We start from the raw sequence: 23963 nt of genomic DNA, 5'->3' as shown, positions 1-23963 counted from the left end.
CCTCACTCATCATTCTGGACATTCATGAGCAAACGTAGCGGGCACCTGCGCCTCGGCGCTTTCCTTTATCCGTCCGGGCACCACATTGCGGCGTGGCGGCATCCCGAGGCGCAGGCGGACGCCGGCGTCAACTTCCGCCACTACGTCCGGCTCGCGCAAACGGCCGAGGCCGCGAAGTTCGATCTGATCTTTCTCGCCGACGGCGTGGGGACACGCGGAGACAACCTCGACTTTCTGAGCCGCACGGCGCATAGCTACGTTGCGCAGTTCGAGCCGCTCACGTTGCTGTCGGCGCTGGCGGCGGTGACCGAGCGTATTGGCCTCGTCGGCACCGCGTCGACGAGCTTCAACGAGCCGTATCACATTGCCCGCAAGTTCGCGTCGCTCGATCACATCAGCGGCGGACGCGCGGGCTGGAATCTGGTTACCTCGTCGAGCGAGCACGAAGCAAAGAACTTCAATCGTGACAGGCACTTCGACCACGCCGAGCGCTATGCGCGCGCTGCCGAATTCGCGGAGGTGACCGAGGGCTTGTGGGACAGTTGGGACGACGACGCGTTCGTTCGCAACAAGGCCGAAGGGCGCTTCTTCGACCCGGACAAGCGGCATGTGCTCGATCACAAGGGCCGCTTCTTCCAGGTCAAGGGGCCGCTGAACGTGGCCCGTTCCCCGCAGGGGCATCCGGTTGTCGTGCAGGCGGGATCGTCCGAAGCCGGCCGCGACCTTGCAGCGAAAACGGCCGAGGTGATCTTTACGGCGCAGCAAACGCTGCAGGATGCGGTGGATTTCTACGCGGACGTGAAAGGGCGCATGGAGGCCTACGGTCGTCACCCCGACGATCTGAAAATCATGCCGGGCGTGTTTCCGATTGTCGGCCGCACCGAAGAGGAGGCGAAAGAGAAGTTCGAGCAATTGCAGTCGCTCATTGATCCACGGGTCGGGCTGGCACTGGTATCCGGACTGACCGGTGGCTTCGATCTCTCGGCTTATCCGCTCGACGGCCCGATCCCGGAACTGCCTGAAACGAATGCCAGCAAGAGCCGTCAGTTGCTGACGCTCGAACTGGCGCGCCGCGAGAACCTGACGATCCGCCAGCTCTATTTGCGAATCGCGGGTGCGCGGGGCCACTGGCAACTGGTCGGCACGCCGGCACAGATTGTCGATCAGCTCGAAGAGCGCTTTGTGAATCACGGCGCGGACGGTTTCAACGTAATGCCGCCGGTGCTGCCGCATGGCTTGACCGATTTCGTCGAACTGGTGGTGCCTGAGTTGCGCCGGCGCGGTTTGTTCCGCCAGGACTACGAAGGCCGCACGTTGCGCGAGAACCTCGGATTGCGGCGGCCCGGCAACCGCTATTTTTCCGTGGCCAGTCTTGAATCCGGCGCATAACTTTCCACGATTCGTTATTTCCTTCCTGGCCGGCCATCGCCTACGCTGAAACGATAGGCGCATGCGCCTACTGCCGCCACGCGTTGCGTGCCGCGGCTACCTGCAATGGAGATGCCAATGACCGGGACTGTCGAAGAGCGGCAGGAGAGGACGCGTTTCGCGTGGATTGCCGGGGTGGGCGCGAGCGCCGGATTGGGTGCGGCGCTCGCGCGCCGCTTCGCTCAGGGCGGCTTAAGCGTGGTCGTGACGGGGCGCTCGCGTGAGCGGCTCGATGCGATCGTCGACGAAATCCGCAGTGCCGGCGGCCATGCGGTGGCTGCGCCGGGCGACGTCACGCGCGAAGCGGATCTGGCTGCGATTGCCGGGCAAATCACGACGCAAGGCACGCTCGAAGTGGCCATTTTCAACGCCGCCGGTGCGACGCGTGCGCCGACGCTCGAACTGAGCGCGGAGCAGTTCGAGGCCGCATGGCGAGTGACGACGCTCGGCGGTTTTCTGTTTGCGCGTGCGGCGCTGCAACCGTTGCTGGCGGCCGGCCGAGGTTCGTTACTCTTTACTGGCGCGACTGCATCGCTGCGCGGGCGTCCGCCGTTTGCCGCGTTCGCTTCCGCCAAAGCCGGTTTGCGCTCGCTGACGCAAAGCCTCGCGCGCGAGTTCGGGCCGCGCAATATCCATGTTGCGCATGTGGTGGTCGACGGCGGCATCGACGGCGAGCGCCTGCGTACGTCCTCGCCGCAGCGGGTGGCCGAGCGCGGTGAGGACGGCCTCCTGAATCCTGCCGATATCGCCGACGCCTACTGGTATCTCCATCAGCAGGCGCGCAGTGCATGGTCGCAGGAAATCGATCTGCGGCCATTCAACGAATCGTTTTGACGTGAGGGCATGAACATGAGCGATATCGTCATCGATGCACCGGTGTTGGCCACGACAATCGAGGCGGAACTGAACTACCTCGAATTCACCGGCGAGAAACCGGTGTCATATCAGTACGACCCGCCACCGGGTGTTCCGAAGCGCAGCGGCGTGTACCGGGCGCACCGGGTCAGCATTTCGAATGCGCGCGTTGCACCGCCGCCTGGTGTGCTGTCGCTCGATCGTAACGGCTTCGAACTGCATCGGCATGCCAGCGCGTTGAGTGACTTCTCCGATCCGGCAAAGATCGAGTCTGTCTACTATCCGGAGGCTGAACGCCTGCTGAAGCAGGCTACCGGTGCCCGGCGTGTAGTCGTGTTCGACCATACGCTGCGCGACGGCAATCCTGAACGCGGCAATGGCATGAGAGAGCCGGTCAAGTACATCCATAACGACCAGACGTTTGTGTCGGGGCCGCGCCGGGTGCGCGATCATTTGCCGGCAGCGGAAGCCGAACGTTTGCTGCAAGGCCGCGTGGCGATCGTCAATCTATGGCGTCCGATCGGAGAAACGGTGCACGCGTCGCCGCTCGCGCTATGCGATTCGCGCAGTATTACGCTCAACGATCTGGTGGCGTCGGACCTGGTGTATCCCGACAAGGTTGGCGAGACGTATGCGCTGGTGTTCAATCCGCGGCACCGCTGGTACTACTTCCCGCATATGTCGCCGGATGAGTACCTGTTGCTGAAGATCTACGATTCGGCGGGTGACGCAATCGCGCGCCTGACGGCCCACACGGCATTCGATGATCCCACGTCGCCGGCCGATGCGCCGCCGCGCAGAAGCATTGAGCTGCGCACGCTGCTGTTCTTCTGAGTGAGTTTGTGCATGCCGCGCTGGCGTAGCAGGTTGCGGCGCCTGGCTCGGCTGACATGCCAATTCATGTCGAACCACGCCGGCATGCGTGTTGAAAAGCATGCCGGCGTGTATGCGGATAAAACGTCTTGACGCCTAGAAGTCCAGGCCCGGTCCGCCTGCGCCCGGACCGCCCGGCTGGCCCGCTGCCGGCGCATCCTTCGGCGCTTCATGCACGGTGGCGTCGGTGGTCAACAGCAGACCCGCAACCGACGCCGCGTTTTGCAGCGCCGTACGCGTGACCTTGGTCGGATCGAGCACGCCCGATTCCACGAGGTCGCCGTACTCGCCGGTCTGCGCGTTATAACCGAAGTTGCCCGTGCCTTCGGCCACTTTCGCAACCACCACGCTGGCCTCTTCGCCTGCGTTCGTCACGATCTGGCGCAGCGGTTCTTCGAGCGCGCGCAGCACGATCTTGATGCCCGCATCCTGATCGGCGTTCACGCCCTTGAGCCCGCTGATGGCCTGCTTCACGCGAATCAGCGCGACGCCGCCGCCCGGCACAATGCCTTCTTCGACCGCGGCGCGCGTGGCGTGCAGCGCGTCGTCGACACGGTCTTTCTTTTCCTTGACTTCGATCTCGGTCGCACCGCCCACCTTGATGACGGCAACGCCGCCCGCCAGCTTCGCGACACGTTCCTGCAGTTTCTCGCGGTCGTAATCGGAGCTCGCTTCCTCGATCTGCGTGCGAATCTGCTTCACGCGCGCTTCGATGTTCTTGCTGTCGCCCGCGCCGTCGATGACCGTGGTGTTCTCCTTGCCCACCTCGATGCGCTTGGCCTGACCGAGTTCCGCGAGCGTCGCCTTTTCGAGCGACAGGCCGGTTTCCTCAGCGATCACCTGGCCGCCGGTCAGGATCGCGATGTCTTCGAGCAGTGCCTTGCGGCGGTCGCCGAAACCCGGCGCCTTGACCGCGACCGTTTTCAGAATGCCGCGAATGTTGTTCACCACCAGGGTGGCGAGCGCCTCGCCTTCGACGTCTTCCGCGATGATCAGCAGCGGGCGGCCGGCTTTCGCGACCTGTTCCAGAATCGGCAGCAGATCACGGATGTTCGAAACCTTCTTGTCGTGCAGCAGCACGAACGGGTTATCGAGCACGGCAACCTGTTTGTCCTGATCGTTGATGAAATAGGGCGACAGGTAGCCGCGATCGAACTGCAGACCCTCCACCACATCGAGTTCATCGTCGAGCGACTTGCCGTCTTCAACGGTAATGACGCCTTCCTTGCCGACCCGGTCGATCGCTTCGGCAATCCGCTGGCCGATCGATTCTTCACCGTTGGCCGAAATCGTCGCGACCTGGGCGATTTCCTTGCTGGTGGTAGTCGGCTTGCTGATCTTCCTGAGTTCTTCGATCGCGGCGACCACGGCCTTGTCGATGCCGCGTTTCAGGTCCAGCGGGTTGAGGCCCGCCGCGACGTATTTCTGGCCTTCACGCACGATCGCTTGTGCAAGCACGGTTGCGGTGGTGGTGCCGTCGCCGGCGGCGTCGCTGGTACGCGAGGCGACTTCTTTCACGAGTTGCGCGCCGATGTTCTGCACGCGGTCCGACAATTCGATTTCCTTGGCGACCGAGACGCCGTCTTTGGTCACGACCGGCGAGCCGAAGCTCCGCTCCAGCACAACGTTGCGTCCTTTCGGGCCGAGTGTGACCTTGACCGCGTTGGCCAGGATGTTGACGCCTTCGACCAGTTTCGAGCGGGCGACGTCGCTAAAAATAATTTCTTTTGCTGCCATGGTTTGACGCTCCGTTCGTTATTGAGTGACCACTGCCACAACATCTTCTTCGCGCAGCACGAGCAGTTCGTTGCCGTCGACCTTGACCGACTGGCCGGCGTACTTGCCGAACAGCACACGTTCGCCGACTTTCAGATCCGGCTCGATACGCTTGCCGTCGCTATCGCGCTTACCCGGTCCAATGGCGATCACTTCACCCTGGTCCGGCTTTTCGGCGGCGCTTTCAGGAATGACGATGCCTGAAGCAGTTTTGGTTTCCTGGTCGAGACGCTTGACGATCAAGCGGTCATGCAAGGGACGTAGGCTCATGGTTGGACTTCCGCGATTGAGATTTGGCACTCGTCGGTGGTGAGTGCTGACCGGAATCGAGTATAGAAATATGCCGCGCGGCGCTCCAATAACGGATTCATCGATCCTTATCGGTGAATCGCATTTCAGAATCACGCATATTCATAGCTTGAATTGCTTGTTCAGTGCTGCGCGCCGCGTCCCTATACTGGTCCGTCGAACCGGCACGTCCCACGCGGACGCCGATATTCATGCTCCCAGCACACCTCGCCGGATCAAGCCTGATCTGTGCGCTTTTACAAGGAATCAAAGCATGCAGGTCTCTCAGGAAAGCGCGGCGCGTGCGCGGCTTCAGGCGGCACTCGCCGCGTTGCCGGCGCTCGCCGAAGCAATCGGCGAAGATGCGGCGCAACGCGAAGTACGTCGCGAGTTGCCGTTCGACCGCTTCGCGTTGTTTCGCGAATCGGGGCTGGGCGTGCTCCGTTTTCCGGCCGAGTGGGGTGGCCTCGGTGGTTCGCTGGAAGACCTCTTTCATGTGATCGCCACACTGGCCGCGCATGAGTCGAATGTTGCACATGCGTTGCGGATTCATTTCGATCTGACCGAGCAGTTGCTGTTGTCGCCGCGCTCCGCGTTCAACGACACGCAGATCGAGCGGGTACAGAACGGAGCGATCTTCGGCGGTGCGTCGACGGAACTCGGTACCGCGAGGCCTGGCGAAATCGTCACCAGACTGGTGCGCGACGGTGAGCACTTTCGCGTGACGGGGAAAAAGTACTACTCGACCGGCACCGCGTTCTCCGACTATGCGCGTATCAATGTGCAGGACGAGAACGACGAGAAGGTGTCGATCGTGATTCCGGTCGCTCGCGAAGGCTTGCAGGTACTCGACGACTGGGACGGAATGGGGCAGCGCATGACGGCGAGCGGCAGCCTGGTGCTCGACAATGTGCAGGTCTTTGCGCATGAAATCGCGACGCGCGGCTATACGAGTCTCGCGGGCCGCCATGGCAGCGCGGTGCGGCAGTTGCATCTGGTCACGGTCGCGGCAGGGATCGTGCGCAACATTCTCGCGGATGCGCGGCGCTACGTGACGCAATACGGGCGCCCGGTACTGCATAGCCCGGCAGCCTCGGCGCGCGAAGACGGTTTCGTGCAGCAGGTGGTGGGCGATCTCGCGGCGCACAGCCTCTCGATCGACGCGCTGGTGGCGCAAAACGCCCGCACCCTGGACCGCTCGGCCAATGCGATCCGCAGCGGCGCGGCCAATGCGGAAGATCTCGTGCTGGAAGGGGCGCTGGCGACCGCCAAAACGCAACTGGTGGTCAGCAAACTGGCCCTTCATGCGGGCGAGCGTCTGTTTGAAATCGGCGGGGCTTCGGCTACGGGGCGCGCGCACAATTTCGACCGTCACTGGCGCAATCTGCGCACCATCTTCAGCCATAACCCCTTGCTGCATAAAGCGCGCGTGGTCGGCGATTACGAGTTGAACGGCGTGACCACGCACCTGACCGAAGGCCGCGTTTTCTGACGCACGGGAAAGAACGCCGCCATTCATTCACCCATCATCTCATCACGGAATGCCATGAGCCGAGATCTGCTTTTACTGTTGGAACCGGGCTTCACCGATCCGAAACATCCCGGTGAGCGCTTTATCTGCCCGGATGGCGCGCCTATTGAAGGCTTGCTGGCCAGCGACCCGGCGCTCAACGCGCGGCTGGATATTCGCCGCCTGCCGTTCCCGCGTCCGCGCGCCGCGGTTGTGGAGGCGCTCGACGCCGAGCATCAGAGTCTGCCGGTATTGATTCTCGGCGACGACCAGCCGGCACCCGCCGATGCGCAGACGCTGGGAGAAAAGCGCTTCGTGACGGATACGCGCCGGATCCTCGACCTGCTCGCGCAGCGGCACGGTTTCCCCAAGGTGCACTGACCTGCGTGGAGGGTGTCCGCCAGTTCGCGCGCGCATGGTTCGTTGCGCGCCGCAGAAACAACGGACACCCGATACTGATTCGGACCGGGTGCGCCGGCCTCAGAACAGGTGCTTGATGCCCGCCGAGACCGCCACCTGTTTGCTGGTCGCGGACGGCGTGAGATACCCGATCGCAGCAACCGCCGGCCGGCCCAGCGAGTCGGTGCCGCTGGCGTGCTGGTAGGCGCCGGTCAGGTACAGATCGGTGGCTTTCGATAGCGAGTACGCCGTGCCGAGATTCAACTGCTCGTACTTCGCGCTGCCCTTGCCACCGACGCTTCCTCCCTCCGTGTAGTCGAACGATGTACCGAAGCGCAGGAACGGCGTGGCCTGATAGCGCAGGCTCGCACTAACGGTACTGAGCGTGGTCGAACCGCTGTAGTTGAGCGGATTGAGCGACGCGTTCGAGCCTAGTCCGCGGAACTGCGTATTCGAGTACGCCGCGCCGAAGATCGCACCGCCGCTCGTATAGGTCGTTGCAACCGAAATGGTCTGCTGTGTGCGGGCCGATGCGAAACCGGCAATCGCGGGATTGGATTCGGGCGCCGTGGCCGACCCGGCGGAACCCAGGTTATTGCCCGTGGCGCTCGCATTGGCGTTAGTGCCGTAGAGCGACGTATTCGGGTTGCGTGCGTTGACGATCGACGCGGCGATCGCGAACGCTCCTCCGGTATAGCTGCCGCCCGCGGACCAGAGCTGATTCTGCGTCACGTTCCCGGCCACGCCGCCCACGCTGTACAGTCCGCCGAAACGGAAGCCGTTGAAAGAATCCGACAGGTACTTGATCGAATTGTTGATGCGGTGCGTGAAGTTCAGATTGTCATAGTCGGCGGGGTGGATCGAGAGGTTGCCCCAATACCAGCCGTGGATCAACGGCGACACGAATTCCACCGACGTGTCGCCCTGGCGTCCGAGCGTGAAGGTGCCGTAGCGCTCGGCTGTGACACCTACCCACGCCTGGCGGCCGAACTCGGTACCCCCTTGTCCAAGCGCGCCGCTATTCACACTGAGCCCGCTTTCAAGCTGGAACACGGCCTTCAATCCGCCTCCCAGATCTTCCACGCCTTTCAGGCCCCAGCGGCTCGACGACAGGCCCGATGAACCGCTATCGAACTGCGACACCTGGGTGCCGCCCTTCGGTTTGCCGGACGCGGACGTTGCAGCGGTTTGCGCGTTGTTCGTATACGTGACGTTACCGGTGACGATCCCATACAGCGTGACGCTGCTTTGCGCACTTGCCGTGCCGGCCATTAATGAGGAAACGCTAAAAGCAAAAAGCAGTTTTTTCATGATTATTCGAATCGATGTGGAAGAAGCGTCGGAGAAGTGATTATTCGAGGGTCGTTTTGAAGCGACCAGTAACGATAAGCAAAACGAATTTATTGAACAAACAAGCAAATTCGATATGGATATCGATGATTTCCCCTGGGTGTGCGCTCAAGCGGCGATCATTGAGCGATAACGCCAACTATCGACAATAGATATGCAATCCTGAATTAATTCGTTCTTTTGCGGCGTAGCGGTTGATATCTTGCGGCGCATCCAATAGTCATTGCGGGTGCGTTGCCGGTCGGCACAGCGCTCGCCTCCGAGGGGAGGTCGCATGAGTCAGCGCAGAGGATTTCATTCTGGACGTCGTCACGTATTGCTGGGGCTCGCAGGCAGTGCGGCGGGTGTCGCGCTCGGCCCATTCACGCCGTTGGCGCAGGCCGCGGTTCAGGACAGCACAGTGGCGCCGCGACGCGGCGGCCGGTTGACGGTACTGGTGAATCCGGAACCGAACGCACTGGTCAACTTCGCAACCACGGCGGGCGCGGAACAGCGAATCAGCCCCAAGGTGACCGAAGGTCTGCTGGCCTATGACTTCAACGTGCAGCCGCGCGCGCAACTCGCCACCGCCTGGTCGATCAGCCCCGACGGTTTGCAGTACACGTTCCGGCTGCGAGAGGGTGTGCGTTGGCACGACGGCCAGCCGTTCACCTCGAAAGACGTGGCGGTGTCGATCGGACTGCTCAAGCAGTATCACTCGCGTGGCCGCTCGACCTTTGCCAACGTGCTGGCAGTAGAGACGCCCGACCCACACACGGCGTTGCTGAAGTTATCGAAGCCGGCACCGTATCTGATCTATGCGCTTGCCGCATCGGAATCGCCGATCGTGCCCGCGCACATCTACGGCAGCGGGAATCCGCTAGAGAATCCTCATAACATCGAGCCGATCGGCACGGGACCCTATCGGTTCAAGCGTTGGGAGCGGGGCAGTCATGTGGTGTTCGTGCGCAATCCTGACTACTGGGACGCGCCGAAACCTTATATCGACGAACTGGTTGTGCGCTTTATCGGCGATCCGGCGGCGCGGGCCGTGGCACTTGAAACCGGCGAGCTGGATCTGGCGGGTGAAAATCCGGTGCCTCTCGCCGACGTCCAGCGCCTCGCGGCTCTGCCACATCTGGCGCTGGAAACACGCGGCTATAGCTACAATGCCGCGCAAACCCAGTTGCAGTTCAATCTCGATAACCCCTATCTGTCGAAGCAGAAGGTCCGTCAGGCAATTGCGCACAGCATCGACCGGCAGGCAATCCTGAAGTCGGTATGGTACGGCTACGGGATCGTTTCGCCGTCACCGATCAGTCCGCTCTTGACCCAGTTCTATGATCCGGATGTGCCGAGCTTGCCGTACGATCCCGGCAAAGCCGGGCAATTACTCGACGAGGCGGGTTTGCCGCGGCAGGCCAACGGTTTTCGCTTTCCGTTGACGATCGATTTCAACCCGTACGACCCAACTTTCGCCCGCCTTGCTGAATATTTACGGCAGACGTTGCGTCGCGTAGGGATCGAGTCGACCGTGCGCTCGCAGGATTTCGGCGCCTATGTGAGGCGGATCTACACCGATCGCGATTTCGCTCTCGATGCCAACTTTCTCGGCAATACCTTCGATCCGACCGTGGGTGTGCAGCGCCTTTACTGGTCGCGCAACTTCAAGAAAGGGGTGGCGTTCTCCAACGCGTCGCACTATGACAGCCCCGAGGTCGACCATCTGCTCGAAGCGGCCGCGGTGGAGAACGATCCGCGCACGCGCGTCGAGTACTTTAAAAAGTTCCAGTGGGCGGTGGCGCGTGACCTGCCGATCGTCAATCTGGTCACGCTCAAGCAGGTGACCCTCTACAACCGGCGTGTGCATAACCATACGGTGACCGCCGACGGTCTGGGCGGCAATCTGGCCGATGTGTTTCTTGCCTGAGCTGGCGATCCATAGCGGTGCAGCGCCTTTCCTTCACATCGTGCTTTGCATATGCATAACGATTGGTTCGTTTGCTGTCGCAGCGGCTTTATCGTGAGCGCTGCGGCAGCAGCATTGCCGAAAAAATCATGCAGGCAATTCATTCGGCCGCGACGGGCCGAATCATCGGCATCATCGGCAAAAGGAACGGGATCACATGGCAGGGCTGAATCGACGCGAATTTCTGATTTCATCGGGCGCAGCGCTGGCGGCCGCCGGCATGCCCGCACTGACGTTTGCACAAGGCGACACCGCCGGGCCGAAGCGCGGCGGCACGCTGAACATGCTGATCAATCCCGAGCCGCCGGTGCTCGTGTCGATCTTTCAGACCACGGGCCCCGCGCTCGTAGCGAGCTCCAAGGTGCTCGAAGGCCTGCTCGCCTATGACTTCGATCTGCGGCCGAGACCACAGCTCGCCACTGCATGGACCGTCAGCCCGGATGGCCTGAAGTACACGTTCACACTGCGGCAGAACGTCAAATGGCACGACGGGCAGCCGTTCACTTCAGCCGATGTGGCGTTCTCGATCGACCTGCTCAAGACGGTGCATCCGCGCGGGCGCAGCACGTTCGCCAACGTAACACGTGTGGCCACGCCGGATGCCCGCACAGCGGTGATCGAGTTGTCGAAGCCGGCCCCGTATCTGCTAAAGGCGCTCTCGGCGGGGGAATCGCCGATTGTGCCCAGGCACCTGTATGCGTCGGGCGATCCGCTGTCCAATCCGCACAACAACGCGCCGATCGGCACCGGGCCGTTTCGCTTCAAATCGTGGACGCGCGGCGCCAATATCGTCTACGAACGTAATCCGGACTACTGGGACGCGGGCAAACCGTATATCGACGGCCTCGTATTCAAGGTGATTCCCGACGCCGCCGCACGTTCCGCCGCATTCGAAACCGGCGCGCTCGATCTGGGCGGCGAAAATCCGGTGCCGCTCACCGATCTGCCGCGCCTTACGCAGTTGCCGCAACTGGCCGTCGAAACACGCGGCTATCGCTTTCTGGAGCCGCTCGCCGAAATCGACTTCAATCTCGACCACCCGATTCTCAAAGACCTTCGAGTGCGCCAGGCGATCGCTCACGCCGTCAATCCGCAGATCGTCCAGCGCACGGTGGCGTATGGCTACGCCGATCTGTCACCCACGCCGATCACGCCGGGGTCGCCGTATCACGACGCCAGGCTCACGCCGTATGCATTCGATATCGGCAACGCCGAAAAACTGCTCGATGCAGCGGGTTATCCGCGCAAGGACGGCGGCGTGCGCTTCGGTCTGACGCACGATTTTCTGCCCTATGGCGACATGTACCGCCGCCAGGCGGACTACGTGAAGTCGGCGCTGGCGCGGGTGGGTATCGACGTTACCGTGCGCTCGCAGGATCTGCCGGCGTTCCTGAAGCGTGTGTATGCGGATCGTCAGTTCGATTTCACCAGTATCGGTGTCAACACACTGTTCGACCCGAGCGTAGGGGTTCAGCGCCTCTATTGGTCGAAGAATATCCGTCCGGGTGTGCCGTTTTCGAACGCGCCGCATTACAGCAATCCTGAAGTCGACCGGCTGCTGGAAAGTGCATCGGTCGAAACCGATGAGAGCAAACGTGTCGCGCTGTATCAGCAGTTCCAGCAGATCGTGTATCGCGAGCTGCCGATTCTCAACCTGGTCGCGCCGCGCATGGTCACGCTCGCGAACCGTCGCGTTCACAACCACACGGTTTCCGCGCAGGGCCTTGAAGGCAATCTCGCGGACGTCTATCTGAGCGCATGACAGGAGAGACACGATGAGTCGACGTTTGCGTTTCGTTGCCATTGCCCGGCGTACCGCGTGGCAGGCACTGCCGACGGTGATCGGCATCGTGATCCTGAACTTCTTTCTGCTCAAGCTGATGCCGGGCGATGCCGCCGACGTGCTGGCCGGCGAGTCCGGCTCGGCAACGGTGGAAACGATGCAGGTGCTGCGCGCGAAGTTCGGGCTCGATCAGCCGGTGCTGCATCAGTTGTGGTCGTACCTCGCGCATCTCTCGCATTTCAGTCTGGGTTATTCACCGCGCTACGACATGCCGGTGATGCAACTGATCCTGTCGCGCCTGCCCAATACGCTGCTGCTGATGGGAGTGGCTCTATCGTTCGCGATCGTGGCCGGCGTGGTGCTCGGCGCGGTGATGGCGCATTGGGCCGGTAAATGGCCCGACCGGGTGCTGTCCGTGCTGGCCTTGCTGTTCTATTCGACACCGGGTTTCTGGATCGGCCTGCTGGCGATCGTGCTGTTCTCGGTGCATCTGGGCTGGCTGCCGAGCGGGGGCAACATCACGCTCGGTGTGCAATTGCATGGATTCGCCTGGTTTGCCGACGCAGCCAGACATGTGCTGCTGCCTGCCGCGACGCTGGCGACCTTCTTTGTCGCGATCTACGCACGGCTCACCCGGGCCGCGATGCTGGAGGTGCAGCGCCAGGACTTCGTGCGAACCGCCCAGGCCAAAGGTTTGCATCCATGGCGCGTGACGGTGCGGCATGTCTTGCGTAACGCGCTGATGCCGCTCACGACGATCATTGGGATTCATTTCGGCACGCTATTAGGTGGCGCCGCTGTGACCGAGACGGTGTTCAGTTGGCCAGGGCTTGGGCGTCTCGCGCTCGATGCCGTGATGGCGCGCGATTTCAGCGTGCTGCTCGGCGTGTTGCTGCTGTCGTCGCTGCTCGTGATCATCGCCAATGTGCTGGTCGATCTGTTGCAGGCATGGCTAGATCCGCGCGTCGCGTGACGGCTTTCACACGCACGCCGACCTGTTTAATCTCAGAGGAATGAAATGGCTTCCGACTCTTCCAACCTGATTGCCACCCCGCCTGAGCCCACAACCTCGCCGTGGCGGCGTCAACTGGCCGGCACGCTGTTCGGTCAGCGGCGCGCCGGCGCCGCGGCCGCATCCGGATCGCGCGTGCCGGGGCGAGGCGTAGGGCGAACGCTGCTGCGCAACCCGTCCGCGTTTGCCGGACTGCTGTTACTGGCAGCCTTCATCGCGCTCGCGCTCAGCGCGGGACATCTGTTCCCGGGCGATCCGCTCGATATGGTGGCGGCGCCCTTTGAATGGCCGGGTGCCGACCCGCAATACTGGCTCGGCACGGATTCGCTGGGCCGCGATGTGGCGGCGGGCATCGCGCACGGCACACGCGTGTCGCTGCTGATCGGCGCGGCGTCGGCGGGTATCGGTCTGGTGATCGGCACGCTGGTCGGAGCGACAGGGGGCTTCTTCGGCGGGGTGATCGACGATCTGCTGGTACGCGTGACCGAACTCTTTCAAACGGTGCCGTCGTTTTTGCTGGTGATCGTGATTGTGGCGATCGGCCGGCCGAGCGTGACGATCATCGCGCTGGCAATCGGCATCGCCTCGTGGCCTACCGTTGCGCGGATCGTGCGTGCTGAATTCCGTACGCTGCGCCAGGCGGATTTCGTGCTCGCCGCACGCAGCCAGGGATTCGGCAACGCGCGCATCATCTTCGGTGAAATTCTGCCGAACGCTTTGCCACCGGTGATCGTCACCGCATCGGTGATGGTGGCGAGCGCGATCCTGATCGAGTCGTCGCTGTCGTTTCTCGGCATGGGCGACCCGAACGTGGTGAGTTGGGGCGGCATGATCGGCGCCGGTCGCGATTCGTTGCGCACCGCATGGTATCTGACCGCGATTCCCGGCGCGGCGATCGTGCTGGCGGTGCTTGCGCTGAACCTGCTTGGCGACGGTCTGAACGACGCGCTCAACCCGCGCTTGCGCGAACGCGCCTGAGCAGCGACTCACATGCGGCTTGAAAGCAGCCGACAACGTACAAAGGATGCACCGTGGCAAACCTGCTTGAAGTACGCGACCTGCGCGTCAGTTTCGGCGCGCATGAAGCGGTGCGCGGCCTGAGTTTCGATATCGCGCAAGGCGAGACGCTGGCGCTGGTCGGCGAATCGGGTTGCGGCAAATCGGCGACGGCGCTTTCGTTGATGCGTCTTGTGCCTACGCCGGGGCGTGTGACGGGGAGCCTGCGCTTCGACGGTCGTGAGTTGCTCGATCTGCCGGCGCGTGAAATTCGGGAGATTCGCGGCCAACAGATTTCGATGATCTTCCAGGAGCCGATGACGTCGCTCAATCCCGTGCTGTCGATCGGCGCGCAGATCGTCGAGACGTTGCGCCAGCATGAGCGCCTGTCCAAAGCCGCGGCATGGAAGCGTGCCGTCGAGCTGCTCGAACTGGTGCGGATTCCGGAGCCGCAGCGGCGTGTGTTCGACTTTCCGCACGAGTTGTCCGGCGGCCAGCGGCAACGCGTAATGATCGCGATGGCGGTGGCCTGCCGGCCGCGTTTGCTGATTGCCGATGAACCGACCACGGCGCTCGACGTCACGATTCAGGCGCGCATTCTCGACCTGCTCGACGGTTTGCGTCGCGAGTTGTCGATGTCCTTGCTGCTGATTACGCACGACCTTGGCATTGTCGCCAGCCACGCGGATCGTGTCGCCGTGATGCTCGCGGGCGAGAAGGTGGAGGAAGCGCCGGTCGCGCGGCTCTTCACGCAAGCGCAGCATGCCTACACGCGCGGGCTGCTTGGCGCGTCGCTGAATCTTGCCGACGATCTGCATTACCGCGGCTGGAAACTACCCGAAATTCGTCACGGTATTGATGATGACGGCAAGCCGAGCTTCGCCGTGGTGGCGCGTTCGGTACGCACCGGACACTTTGTTGCGGACGCCGATCCCGCACAACGTCTGACCGCGGTTAGCGAAGCACCGTTACTCGCGCTACAGGACGTGCGGATCGATTATCCGCAACGTCATGGCAAAACCACACTGCGTGCGGTCGACGGCGTTTCGCTGCAGATCGCGCGAGGCGAAACGGTTGGTCTGGTCGGCGAATCCGGTTGCGGGAAATCGACGCTCTCCAAGGCGATCCTGCGGCTGGTGCCGACAGCGGGCGGCGAAATCCGTTTGCGCGGGACCGATCTGGTGCCGCTGGGCGAGCGCGAGCTGCGGCCGCTGCGGCGTCATGTGCAGATGGTGTTCCAGGACCCCTATGCGTCGCTCAATCCGCGCCGCACGGTGGCGGAAATTCTCGATACCGTGCTGGTGGTGAACGGCATTGGCAACGCGCAGCAGCGCCGTGCACGGATCGCCACCATGCTCGATCGTGTGGGTCTGCCGAACTCGGCGCTCGGGCGCTTTCCGCACGAGTTCTCAGGCGGCCAGCGGCAACGCATTGGCATCGCGCGGGCGTTGGTGCTGGAACCCGATCTGCTGATCTGCGATGAACCCGTGTCCGCACTCGATGTATCGATTCAGGCGCAGATTCTCAATCTGCTGGTCGACCTGAAGCGCGACCTGGGGCTTGCGTATCTGTTCATCTCGCACGATCTCTCGGTGGTGCGATATATCGCTGATCGCGTGCATGTGATGCAGGCGGGACGGATTGTGGAAAGCGGGCATCACCGGGACATCTGGCGCGCGCCGCAGCATCCGTACACGCGCACGCTGCTCGACGCGATTCCCGGCAAGACCTTCGACGCGCAGGCGGCGTAGCCCGCAGAGTTGGTACGAAGCTAGCTGCATAAGGCCGCTCCAGGCGGCCTCAAGCAGGGCGGCTGATGCCGCCCTCGCTATCCATCAAGCGGTCTCACTCGTTGCCGAAGTACGCCGGCAAGCGAAAGCCGTCATAGAAGCGATTGCCACGAATTGCACGCTGGAAATCCGCCGATTGATACGCCTGCACGATGTCCTGCGTCGCACGCGTATTGCGATTGCTTGCCTTGACGACGACCTGATTGATATACGGCGGTGTCATCTCTTCAAGTGCCAAAGCATCGGTCAGTTTGTGGCCGCTGAAGATCGCGAAATTGCCCTGAATCGCGGCGTAATCGACATCGTCGAGTGCGCGCGGCGCCTGTGCCGATTCAAGCGGAACGATCTTGATGCCCGCCGGGTTGGCGATCACGTCGCGCTCGGTTACGTCGACAGGATTCGGGTTCGGCTTGATCCTGATCCAGCCGATGCGCTGGAGAATTTTCAGCGCGCGCTCCAGATTGACCGGGTCGTTCGGCACCGCGACACGCGCGCCGGGCTTCACCTCCGCCAGTGAGCGATGTTTGTTCGAGTAGAGGCCCATCGGCGGCGTAGGCACCTGCACCACGCCGACCAGATCGGTGCCGTTGCGATCGTTATACGACTTCAGATAGACCTCGTGCTGCATCACGTCGGCGATGATCTCGCCGCGATACACCGCCTGATTCGCTTCGAGCCCGGTACTGAACTCGACGTATTTGATCGCGTAGCCTTTCTTGCGCAATTGCGGTTCGACGCCCGCCTTGAATTCGTCCGCGTACGGGCCGGGCACGAAACCGACCCGCAACTCCTGCGCAGTACCGCCTGTATCCGCGCCGTAGGCGGCGAGCGTAGTGAGCGTGGCGGCCAGCAGGAAAGCGCCGGTGAGGCGCCGCCTGCGCGGTGAGGGTGCTGCAAGGGTTCGGGACATGATGTGTGGATGAGTGAGTGAAAAGTACGGAGACGGCGCGCTTATTGGGCCGGGCCCGCTTCGTAACCGGGCGGCACGAGAAAGCCGCCATAGGCTTGTTCCAGCAGGCGCGCGAAGGCAATCGGCGTGCGGTCTTCCAGCCACGGACCGACGGCTTGCGCACTCACCGGCAAGCCGTCGTCGTCGAGGCCGAGCGGGAAACTGGTAGCGGGCAAGCCGGGCAGCACGGGCAGGCCCGCCCAATAGAAGAAGTCGAGGAAGCGCACCTGGCGCACGCCGTCTTCGTAGGCCACCGGATAGGTTCGCGCGTCTTTCGGCTCTTCGTGGTTGTGGCGGAACGCGGGCACCGGTGCAACCGGCGTCACGACCACGTCGAACGATTCGAACAGCCGTTCCCATTGATGACGCAATGCGTGGCGTCGTTCGTCGGCTTTGAGCCAGTCGCGATGCGCGAGCGTCGGCGCACGCAGCCAGGCGGCGTCGGCGCTGTCGTCGTCCGCGGCGAGTCCGGCGAGCCGTTGCCGGGCTATTTCGCTTTGGGCAGGCGGCTCGGCGAGCGACGACCCCAGCAGCGACCTGTACAGCGGATGCGCGCGCGCCAGATCGGGCAGCAGGTCGGCGGGCAGGTCGGCGGGGCGGCTCACCTGGACGCCTTGCGTGCGCAGACGCTCGACCACACGCTCAGTGACGAGTCGTTCCGACCGGCTGCGTTCGGTACCGGGCCAGGTATCGATGACCAGCACGCGAAACTCGGCGAGTCGGGCATGGCGTGCGGGCGGCAGGGTCGCGCGCCACGCTTTGGCGGTCAGCGGGTCGCGATTGAGCAGCAGATCCAGTGCGAGTTCCAGGTCGCCCGCACTGCGCGCCAACGGGCCCGCCACGCTCAGATCGCGCGCGGAAAAACGCCCCGGCGGCGCACCGGCGCCCCGCAGCGAGATGAGGCCGTAGCTGGGCTTATGACCGTAGACGCCGGTAAAGTGCGCGGGAATGCGGATCGACCCGCCGATATCGGAGCCGAGTTCGAGCGCGACGTAGCCCGCCGCAAGCGCCGCAGAAGAGCCACCTGACGAACCGCCAGGCGTGCGCTCCAGATCCCACGGATTGCGCGTCAATCCGTAGACCTGGTTGTAGCTTTGCAGGTCCGTCAGACCGATCGGTACGTTGGTCTTGCCGACAATCACCGCACCGGCTTCACGCAGCGCGGCGACCGCGAGTGAATCACGCTCGGCGCGATTCGCCGCGAAAGCAGGGTTGCCGACGCTGGTGACGAGTCCTGCCACATCGAACGATTCCTTCACCGTGACCGGCACACCTAGCAACGGCCGCCGCTCGCCGCGCGCTAACGCGGCATCGGCCTCGCGGGCCGCGGCGCGCGCCGCTTCGTGGTCGTGAGCGACCACGGCATTCAACTCGCCATCGAAACGGGCAATCCGCGCGAGACTGTGTTCGAGCAGTTCGACGGCTGACACGCGGCCTTCGGCCAGGGCTTGTGCCTGCTCTCGTGCGCTGGCGAAAGTCAGTGCGTTGAGAACGGCGGACTTCGGATCATCCAGTTGATGGGCGGTCATGGTTGAAATGGCTCGTGATGAAGTGTCAGGTTTTCGCCTCGATCCACGCGTCGGACAAATCGCCGGCGATGAGATCGATGCTGTTGGTCAGGTTGTGAACCCTTGCGTGATAGACCTGCACCGCGGGCACCGTGACGAGCGGCAGCACCGGCAGGTCGCGGCCGACGATCTGCTGGATCTGACGGAACGCGGCCGCGCGGCGTGTGTCGTCCGTTTCGATGGCGGCCTGGCGAAACAGCTCGTCGACCTGCGGATTCTGATAGTGGGAGGCATTGATCCAGATGAGCGGATGCTTGACGCCATCCGACCAGTAGATCCGTTGCACGCCAACGGTCGGATCGTAAAGACGGCCGAGTCCATTCAGGTTCAGATCGAAGTCGCGCGCCGTATAAGCCCGGCGCAAATAGGCCGGCAGGTCGCCGTCCAGAATCGTCGCCTTGACGCCGATGCGCGATAGCGCCGAGCGCAGGTATTCGGCGGTGCGTCGAAAATCGGTGCCGGTGATGTAGTTGATCTTGAGCGCGAAGCGTTGCCCGTCAGCCTGTTTCGGATAGCCCGCTTCGTCGAGCAGGCGGTTCGCCGCGCTCGCGTCGAAGGGATAGTGGAAGGTGCTGTCGTCGTAGTAATTCGCCAACACGGCGGGCACCGGCGAGTCGACCACGCTCGAGCGTTTGTAGAAGACGTTGTCCTTGATGAAATTGCGGTCGATCGCGTGCGCAATGGCTTTACGTACCTCCGGCTTTGCGAGTACCGGATTTTCCACGTTGAACTCGAGGAAGGCTGCGTTATTCAGGTACGCGTCGTAGCTATCGTCGATTTTCAGTTGCGGCAGTTTCGCGAGGCGGCCGAGGTCGGCCAGGCCCACGCCGGTAGCGGCGTCGACTTCGCCTGTTTCGAGCGCGGCCGAAATCGACGCCTGGTCGGGCACGATGCGATAGATCACGCGGTCGAGGAGCGGTTTGCCCGGGCGCCAATAGTTCGGGTTCCTGCGCAGGCTCACGTAACTGCCGCGTACCCATTTGTCGAAGATGAAGGGACCCGTGCCGATCGGCGCATTGAGATTCGGGCTCGTTAGCGGATCGCCGTCGCCGTAGCGATGCAGGGGCACGATCGGCAATTCTGCCGAGGACAGTGCCTTGATCAGATAGGGCGTGGGCTTGCCGAGCACCACCACGGCCGTCAGCGGATCGGGTGTATCGACCCGCTCGACATTGGCGAGCGTGATGCGCCCGCGCGGTCCGAGACGTTTTTGAGTGAGGATCGAATAGCGCACGTCGGCCGAGGTGAAGCTCTCGCCGTCGTGCCACTTCACGCCTGGCCGCAGCTTGAAGGTGTACTGGAGACCGTCGGCGCTGGTGCTCCATGCAATCGCCAGCAACGGCTGCGGCGTGAACTGCGCGTCGTAGCGCAGCAGGCCCTCGGTGATTTTGGCGCTGATGTTGCGGATCACCGTGTTGGTGTCGAGCAGCGACAACAGCGATGGCGGCTCCTGTGGCACCGCATAGGTGAGCGTGCCGCCCGGTGACGGCGTGGCGTTCTGGCCAGCCGGCGCAGCCGTGGCCGCATTCGCGAGGACAGGCCAGGCCGCCGTGGTGCCGGCGGAAAGAAAGGCCAGCGAGGTCTGCAGGAACTGACGACGGTCGAAGCTCATGGCTATCCCTGCTGAACGGCGGCTAGCGCGTCCTGGGTTGCCCCATGCCGCGGGAGCCGGCCGAAGAACGGATGACCCGGATCGTTGAAGCCCGGCGTCGAAGGATGGCCGCTTGTGACGAGCGAGTCGACGAATGCTTCGTCTTCTGCAGTCAGTCGATAACGCAGTGCCGGCAGATAGTCCTGCCATTGCGCTTCAGTACGTGGGCCGGCGATGGTCGAGCTGATGTAGCGGCTATTGAGCACCCAGGCGAGCGCGAATTGCCCTGCGGAAAGCCCGCGGGCTTCGGAATGCTCGCGTACGCGCCGCGCGAGTTCGAGCGATTCAGGGCGCCACTCGGTCTGTTGCAGACGCCGGTCGCTGCGGCCCGCGCGCGTGTCGGACGCGGGCGTCGCACCCGGCTCGTACTTGCCGGTCAGCACACCGCGCGCCAACGGGCTGTACGAAATCACACCGAGCCCATAGCGGTGCGCGGCCGTCAATTGCTCGGCTTCGGCCTGGCGATTGGCGATGTTGTAGAGCGGCTGGCTCGCCACGGGCGCATCGAGGCCGAGCGCCTGCGCCGTATGACTGAAATCGGCAATCTTCCACGCGCGATGGTTCGACAAACCGTAGTAGCGCAGCTTGCCTGCCTGGATCAGATCGTTGAGCGCGTGCACGGTTTCTTCGACCGGCGTCTCGTGATCTTCCCGATGAATGTAGAGCAGATCGATGTAGTCGGTATTCAGGCGCTTGAGGCTCGCCTCGACGGCCCGCACGATATGTTTGCGTGACGCGCCGCGCGCGTTGACGTCGCTGCTGTCCAGCGGATTGGCGAACTTGGTGGCGAGCACCCAGCGCTCGCGCTGCGCGGCGATGCTGCGGCCGACCACGCGTTCGGATTCGCCCTTGCCGTAGACGTCCGCGGTATCGATCGAGTTGACGCCTTGCTCGTGAGCCTGATCGATGATGCGCGCCGAGGTCGCTGCGTCGGTCGGGCCGCCGAACATCATTGTGCCGAGCGTGAGTGTCGAGACTTTGATACCGCTGCGGCCGAGTTGTCTATATTCCATGTGAGTCGGATTCCGTGAGAATGTGAGTCGAAAAAGGTTTAGCGTTGCAGCCAGACGTCGGCGAAACTGGCCGAGACGCCGTCGGGCGAGGTCGTATGGTTGTGCACCGCGCGCGAATAGACGGTCAGGTACTGCGGCGCCACGAGATTGATGTCCGGCAGATCGCGCTCGAGAATGCGTTGAATCTGCGAGAACAACGCCTTGCGCTTCGCTTCATCGGTTTCTTCGGCGACCTGGGCGAACAGCTGATCGATTTCCGGATTGCTGTAATGGGAGCCATTGGTAAAGGGCACGCCACGCCGGAAATTATTGGTTGTGTAGAGACGGGCCACGCCGACCACGGGGTCGAACAGATTGCTCATCCCGTTGATGCTGAAATCGAAATCGCGGTCGGTGTAGATCCGCTTCAGGTAGGCGGGCAGATCCTGGCTGCGCACGGTGATGGCAATGCCGACGCGAGCCAGTGCCGATTTGACGTAAGCGGCGGTGCGGGTGGGCAGATCGCCGATCGGCAATGGGTCGACCGTCAGCGCGAAACGTGTGCCGTCGGCCTTGCGCGGATAACCCGCTTCGTCGAGCAACGCGTTGGCATGCTCCACGTTGAATGGATAGGGCGTAGGCGTGGGGTCGTAGTAGGGATTCGACGGGATGATCGGGCTCGCGAGCGGCGTCGCGTAGCCGTAGTAGATCACCTTGCGGATCACTTCGCGATCCAGCGCCGAGGCGATCGCCTGGCGCACCTTCGGATTCTTCAGCACCGGGTTGTCGAGATTGAACTCGATACGCGACACCCCCGCCTGAAATTCGTAACCACGTGTCTCGAGCCCCAGCTTCGGGTTGCTTTTCAGGCGTTCGAGATCGGACAGCGGTACGGGCGAATCGCCGCTCAGATCCGCTGAGCCGTCTTCGAATGCGACGGTGCGGGCGGCGGGGTCGTTGATCACCTTGACGACAATGCGATCGAGCCAGGGCTTGCCTTTGTCCCAGTAGTCGTCGTTGCGCACGTACTCGATATAGCTGCCCCGCACCCATTTGACGAAGCGAAATGGCCCGGTGCCGATCGGCGCGTTATTGGCGGGATTGGTCAGTACGTCGGTGCCGTCGTAGATATGCTTCGGCACGATCGGCGTTTCCGACGAGGAAAACGCCTTGATCAGGTAGGGCGCCGGTTTCGACAGCGTTATGACAACGGTGTAGGGGTCTGGCGTTGCGACGTCGGTGAGATTGGCGAAAGTGGTCTTCGCACGCGGGTGGACTTGCCTCAGCGTCTGGATCGAGTACGCGACGTCTGCGGAAGTAAAGGGCTTGCCGTCGTGCCATTTCACGCCGTGGCGCAGATGGAAAACGTATTTACGACTGTCGTCGCTGACTTCCCACGAGGTGGCGAGCGACGGCCTGGGTTGGAACTTGAAGTCGTACTCGAGCAGTCCTTCGACGACTTTCGGGCTGACCTTCAGCACATTGGTCGCGGTGGTAGCCAGATCGACGAGGGCGGTCGGCTCCGGCGTGACGATGAAGTTGAGCGTGCCGCCGCGAGTCTGTGCGTGCGCAAACTGGCTCGATAGCGGGATCGATAGCGCGATGACGAGCGTGAGCGCCCATCCGGATGCGAGCTTGAACAGATGCTGGCCGCGGCGGCATGGCGCCGCCTGCGATGTGACATGTGCCATCGTTGGGTTGGGTGAAAAAAGGGGAGTAGTGCGAAGCGGACTCAAACCGAAGCGGTCAGTGCCTGCCGTCGTGCGAGCGCTGCGCGAAGGGGCGTGGGGTCCACCCAGGCGTCGAAATCGAAGTCCGATGGAATGAAGCCCCATGTGAACAGAAAGCGTTTGAAGTCGGCGAGTGCGGCCAGCGCGTGGGGGTCGAGTCCGATCGTCAGTTGCCGGTGCAGACCGCCCGGGTACGCACGCTCAACCCAATGCTCGGCGCTGCGCGTTTCGCGTGCAACGTACTGTGCCACCTCGCCCGCGTGATCGGCGGCCCACGCGCCGGTGTCCAGCGTGCGCGCCAGTACGCGTTCGACCAGGTCGGGGCGCTCGCGCAGCAGTTGCGCATCCACGGTCAGCGGGCGTGGCGTGCCGTTATTCGCATGCAATGCCCGGTTGGGCTGGGCGCTGATGTCGACCAGAATCCTGGCGTTGAGCAGGTTGGTAATATCGAGGCCTGTCGCGCCTTTCACGAACACGACGTCGGCTTCACCGCGCAGCAGCGCCTCGGCTTCACGCGCGAATTCGTGCGAGCGTTGCGCATCGAGCCAGTCGGCGAGCGGGGCATCGGCGGCGGGTTTCGCGTCTTCAAGGCTGCGTGGAGTGTGCGGCAGATCGACCAGATCGATGTCTTCGAGTTGCACACCCAGCACGCCGAGCAGCGAAGAAAAACCGCGCAACGCGGTCGCGCGATGAAAATCGACCACGCTCGCGCGAGTGTTGAGCGGGAAGCCAAAGCGGCGTCCGGCAAGAGATTCGGGGCTCGTGTCGAGTTGCCGGTCCAGCGTGATCAGTGCCTGGAATTCATCTACCCAGCTCAAGCCGATCAACCGGGTGTCGCTGCCCTGGGCACGTGCCCAAAGCGCGGGAATATTGCCGCCCTGGCGGAACGACCAGGGTTGCGTGTGCGTGAAATGCGAGCGGCGAATCTGCACGTCGTCGGCATCCTGCAGCGCCTTGACGTCGATGCCGTCGGCAGCGAATTCCTCTTCCAGCCAGCCTTTTTGCGCGGTAATGCCGAACGGCGTGGGGGCGGGGCAGCGCGTATACCAAAGTTGGCTCATCCGA

General features: G+C 62.9%; 20 protein-coding genes. 11 read left to right on the top strand and 9 right to left on the bottom strand.

Annotated features, from left to right (window positions below; translation table 11 throughout):
* The first annotated feature begins 24 nt into the window (after positions 1-24).
* The 3 genes from GH665_RS13325 (at position 25) to GH665_RS13315 (ending at position 3117) form a co-directional block, all read left to right on the top strand.
* On the top strand, positions 25-1389 hold the full coding sequence (locus GH665_RS13325) for an LLM class flavin-dependent oxidoreductase (RefSeq protein WP_153136259.1): 1365 nt from the start codon (positions 25-27) through the stop codon (positions 1387-1389).
* 117 nt (positions 1390-1506) lie between these two features.
* Positions 1507-2262, top strand: a complete 756-nt coding sequence (locus GH665_RS13320) for an SDR family NAD(P)-dependent oxidoreductase (RefSeq protein ID WP_046569787.1) — start codon at positions 1507-1509, stop codon at positions 2260-2262.
* 15 nt (positions 2263-2277) lie between these two features.
* Positions 2278-3117, top strand: a complete 840-nt coding sequence (locus GH665_RS13315; protein ID WP_153136258.1) for a CmcJ/NvfI family oxidoreductase — start codon at positions 2278-2280, stop codon at positions 3115-3117.
* Between the two features lie 135 nt (positions 3118-3252).
* Here GH665_RS13315 and groL read toward each other — a convergent pair whose 3' ends face one another.
* Together groL and GH665_RS13305 are read right to left on the bottom strand one after the other, a co-directional pair.
* Complete coding sequence (groL, locus tag GH665_RS13310) at positions 3253-4893, bottom strand: chaperonin GroEL (protein WP_153136257.1); 1641 nt, start codon at positions 4891-4893, stop codon at positions 3253-3255.
* Between the two features lie 18 nt (positions 4894-4911).
* Positions 4912-5202: a co-chaperone GroES gene (locus GH665_RS13305; protein ID WP_007177123.1), complete on the bottom strand. Its 291-nt coding sequence runs from the start codon at positions 5200-5202 to the stop codon at positions 4912-4914.
* Positions 5203-5494: 292 nt separating this feature from the next.
* Here GH665_RS13305 and GH665_RS13300 point away from each other — a divergent pair, with 292 nt between their 5' ends.
* Both GH665_RS13300 and GH665_RS13295 read left to right on the top strand, forming a co-directional pair.
* A complete protein-coding gene (locus GH665_RS13300; protein WP_153136256.1) occupies positions 5495-6712 on the top strand; it encodes an acyl-CoA dehydrogenase family protein in 1218 nt (405 codons plus the stop codon).
* 54 nt (positions 6713-6766) lie between these two features.
* Positions 6767-7111 carry a DUF3088 domain-containing protein gene (locus GH665_RS13295; protein WP_153136255.1) on the top strand — a complete coding sequence of 115 codons (345 nt, stop codon included), beginning with the start codon at positions 6767-6769 and terminating at the stop codon, positions 7109-7111.
* A gap of 99 nt (positions 7112-7210) precedes the next feature.
* Here the strand turns inward: GH665_RS13295 and GH665_RS13290 are convergent, their stop codons facing one another.
* Positions 7211-8440: a porin gene (locus tag GH665_RS13290; RefSeq protein ID WP_153136254.1), complete on the bottom strand. Its 1230-nt coding sequence runs from the start codon at positions 8438-8440 to the stop codon at positions 7211-7213.
* Positions 8441-8753: 313 nt separating this feature from the next.
* Here GH665_RS13290 and GH665_RS13285 point away from each other — a divergent pair, with 313 nt between their 5' ends.
* The 6 genes from GH665_RS13285 (at position 8754) to GH665_RS13260 (ending at position 15969) form a co-directional block, all read left to right on the top strand.
* Positions 8754-10388 carry an ABC transporter substrate-binding protein gene (locus GH665_RS13285; protein WP_153136253.1) on the top strand — a complete coding sequence of 545 codons (1635 nt, stop codon included), beginning with the start codon at positions 8754-8756 and terminating at the stop codon, positions 10386-10388.
* Between the two features lie 62 nt (positions 10389-10450).
* The gene (locus GH665_RS13280; protein ID WP_153136252.1) at positions 10451-10597 is read left to right on the top strand and encodes a hypothetical protein; all 147 of its coding nucleotides are present in this window, start codon (positions 10451-10453) and stop codon (positions 10595-10597) included.
* Positions 10585-12189: an ABC transporter substrate-binding protein gene (locus GH665_RS13275; RefSeq protein ID WP_153136251.1), complete on the top strand. Its 1605-nt coding sequence runs from the start codon at positions 10585-10587 to the stop codon at positions 12187-12189. Before GH665_RS13280 ends, GH665_RS13275 begins: the two co-directional genes overlap by 13 nt.
* Positions 12190-12202: 13 nt before the next feature.
* The gene (locus GH665_RS13270) at positions 12203-13183 is read left to right on the top strand and encodes an ABC transporter permease (protein WP_153136250.1); all 981 of its coding nucleotides are present in this window, start codon (positions 12203-12205) and stop codon (positions 13181-13183) included.
* Positions 13184-13228: 45 nt separating this feature from the next.
* The gene (locus tag GH665_RS13265) at positions 13229-14200 is read left to right on the top strand and encodes an ABC transporter permease (protein ID WP_153136249.1); all 972 of its coding nucleotides are present in this window, start codon (positions 13229-13231) and stop codon (positions 14198-14200) included.
* 53 nt (positions 14201-14253) lie between these two features.
* Positions 14254-15969 (top strand): ABC transporter ATP-binding protein, encoded by a 1716-nt coding sequence (locus tag GH665_RS13260; RefSeq protein WP_153136248.1) that lies wholly within the window; start codon positions 14254-14256, stop codon positions 15967-15969.
* A gap of 94 nt (positions 15970-16063) precedes the next feature.
* Here GH665_RS13260 and GH665_RS13255 read toward each other — a convergent pair whose 3' ends face one another.
* Genes GH665_RS13255 through GH665_RS13230 form a run of 6 tightly spaced genes read right to left on the bottom strand, consistent with a single transcriptional unit; the run spans position 16064 to position 23959 of the window.
* Positions 16064-16918 carry a MetQ/NlpA family ABC transporter substrate-binding protein gene (locus GH665_RS13255; protein WP_153136247.1) on the bottom strand — a complete coding sequence of 285 codons (855 nt, stop codon included), beginning with the start codon at positions 16916-16918 and terminating at the stop codon, positions 16064-16066.
* A 41-nt stretch (positions 16919-16959) separates the two neighbouring features.
* Complete coding sequence (locus GH665_RS13250) at positions 16960-18486, bottom strand: amidase (RefSeq protein WP_153136246.1); 1527 nt, start codon at positions 18484-18486, stop codon at positions 16960-16962.
* 25 nt (positions 18487-18511) lie between these two features.
* A complete protein-coding gene (locus GH665_RS13245; RefSeq protein ID WP_153136245.1) occupies positions 18512-20137 on the bottom strand; it encodes an ABC transporter substrate-binding protein in 1626 nt (541 codons plus the stop codon).
* 2 nt (positions 20138-20139) lie between these two features.
* Positions 20140-21189, bottom strand: a complete 1050-nt coding sequence (locus tag GH665_RS13240; RefSeq protein ID WP_153136244.1) for an aldo/keto reductase — start codon at positions 21187-21189, stop codon at positions 20140-20142.
* Between the two features lie 38 nt (positions 21190-21227).
* On the bottom strand, positions 21228-22859 hold the full coding sequence (locus GH665_RS13235; protein WP_153136243.1) for an ABC transporter substrate-binding protein: 1632 nt from the start codon (positions 22857-22859) through the stop codon (positions 21228-21230).
* Positions 22860-22900: 41 nt separating this feature from the next.
* On the bottom strand, positions 22901-23959 hold the full coding sequence (locus GH665_RS13230) for an ABC transporter substrate-binding protein (protein ID WP_153136242.1): 1059 nt from the start codon (positions 23957-23959) through the stop codon (positions 22901-22903).
* Positions 23960-23963 lie beyond the last annotated feature (4 nt).

Origin of the sequence: Paraburkholderia agricolaris, assembly GCF_009455635.1 — a bacterium.
GTDB lineage: Bacteria > Pseudomonadota > Gammaproteobacteria > Burkholderiales > Burkholderiaceae > Paraburkholderia > Paraburkholderia agricolaris.
Note: the sequence above shows the minus strand (reverse complement) of the source record. Positions and strands in the feature narration are given on the sequence as shown.

Bases quoted from the DNA above. Each gene is read 5' to 3' on its own strand.
- GH665_RS13315 (WP_153136258.1), top strand. From the start codon at position 2,278: ATGAGCGATATCGTCATCGATGCACCGGTGTTGGCCACGACAATCGAG.
- GH665_RS13290 (WP_153136254.1), bottom strand. From the start codon at position 8,440: ATGAAAAAACTGCTTTTTGCTTTTAGCGTTTCCTCATTAATGGCCGGC.
- GH665_RS13250 (WP_153136246.1), bottom strand. From the start codon at position 18,486: ATGACCGCCCATCAACTGGATGATCCGAAGTCCGCCGTTCTCAACGCA.
- GH665_RS13245 (WP_153136245.1), bottom strand. From the start codon at position 20,137: ATGAGCTTCGACCGTCGTCAGTTCCTGCAGACCTCGCTGGCCTTTCTT.
- GH665_RS13255 (WP_153136247.1), bottom strand. From the start codon at position 16,918: ATGTCCCGAACCCTTGCAGCACCCTCACCGCGCAGGCGGCGCCTCACC.
- groL (WP_153136257.1), bottom strand. From the start codon at position 4,893: ATGGCAGCAAAAGAAATTATTTTTAGCGACGTCGCCCGCTCGAAACTG.
- GH665_RS13275 (WP_153136251.1), top strand. From the start codon at position 10,585: ATGGCAGGGCTGAATCGACGCGAATTTCTGATTTCATCGGGCGCAGCG.
- GH665_RS13270 (WP_153136250.1), top strand. From the start codon at position 12,203: ATGAGTCGACGTTTGCGTTTCGTTGCCATTGCCCGGCGTACCGCGTGG.
- GH665_RS13235 (WP_153136243.1), bottom strand. From the start codon at position 22,859: ATGGCACATGTCACATCGCAGGCGGCGCCATGCCGCCGCGGCCAGCAT.
- GH665_RS13295 (WP_153136255.1), top strand. From the start codon at position 6,767: ATGAGCCGAGATCTGCTTTTACTGTTGGAACCGGGCTTCACCGATCCG.
- GH665_RS13265 (WP_153136249.1), top strand. From the start codon at position 13,229: ATGGCTTCCGACTCTTCCAACCTGATTGCCACCCCGCCTGAGCCCACA.
- GH665_RS13240 (WP_153136244.1), bottom strand. From the start codon at position 21,189: ATGGAATATAGACAACTCGGCCGCAGCGGTATCAAAGTCTCGACACTC.
- GH665_RS13300 (WP_153136256.1), top strand. From the start codon at position 5,495: ATGCAGGTCTCTCAGGAAAGCGCGGCGCGTGCGCGGCTTCAGGCGGCA.
- GH665_RS13285 (WP_153136253.1), top strand. From the start codon at position 8,754: ATGAGTCAGCGCAGAGGATTTCATTCTGGACGTCGTCACGTATTGCTG.
- GH665_RS13325 (WP_153136259.1), top strand. From the start codon at position 25: ATGAGCAAACGTAGCGGGCACCTGCGCCTCGGCGCTTTCCTTTATCCG.
- GH665_RS13230 (WP_153136242.1), bottom strand. From the start codon at position 23,959: ATGAGCCAACTTTGGTATACGCGCTGCCCCGCCCCCACGCCGTTCGGC.
- GH665_RS13305 (WP_007177123.1), bottom strand. From the start codon at position 5,202: ATGAGCCTACGTCCCTTGCATGACCGCTTGATCGTCAAGCGTCTCGAC.
- GH665_RS13320 (WP_046569787.1), top strand. From the start codon at position 1,507: ATGACCGGGACTGTCGAAGAGCGGCAGGAGAGGACGCGTTTCGCGTGG.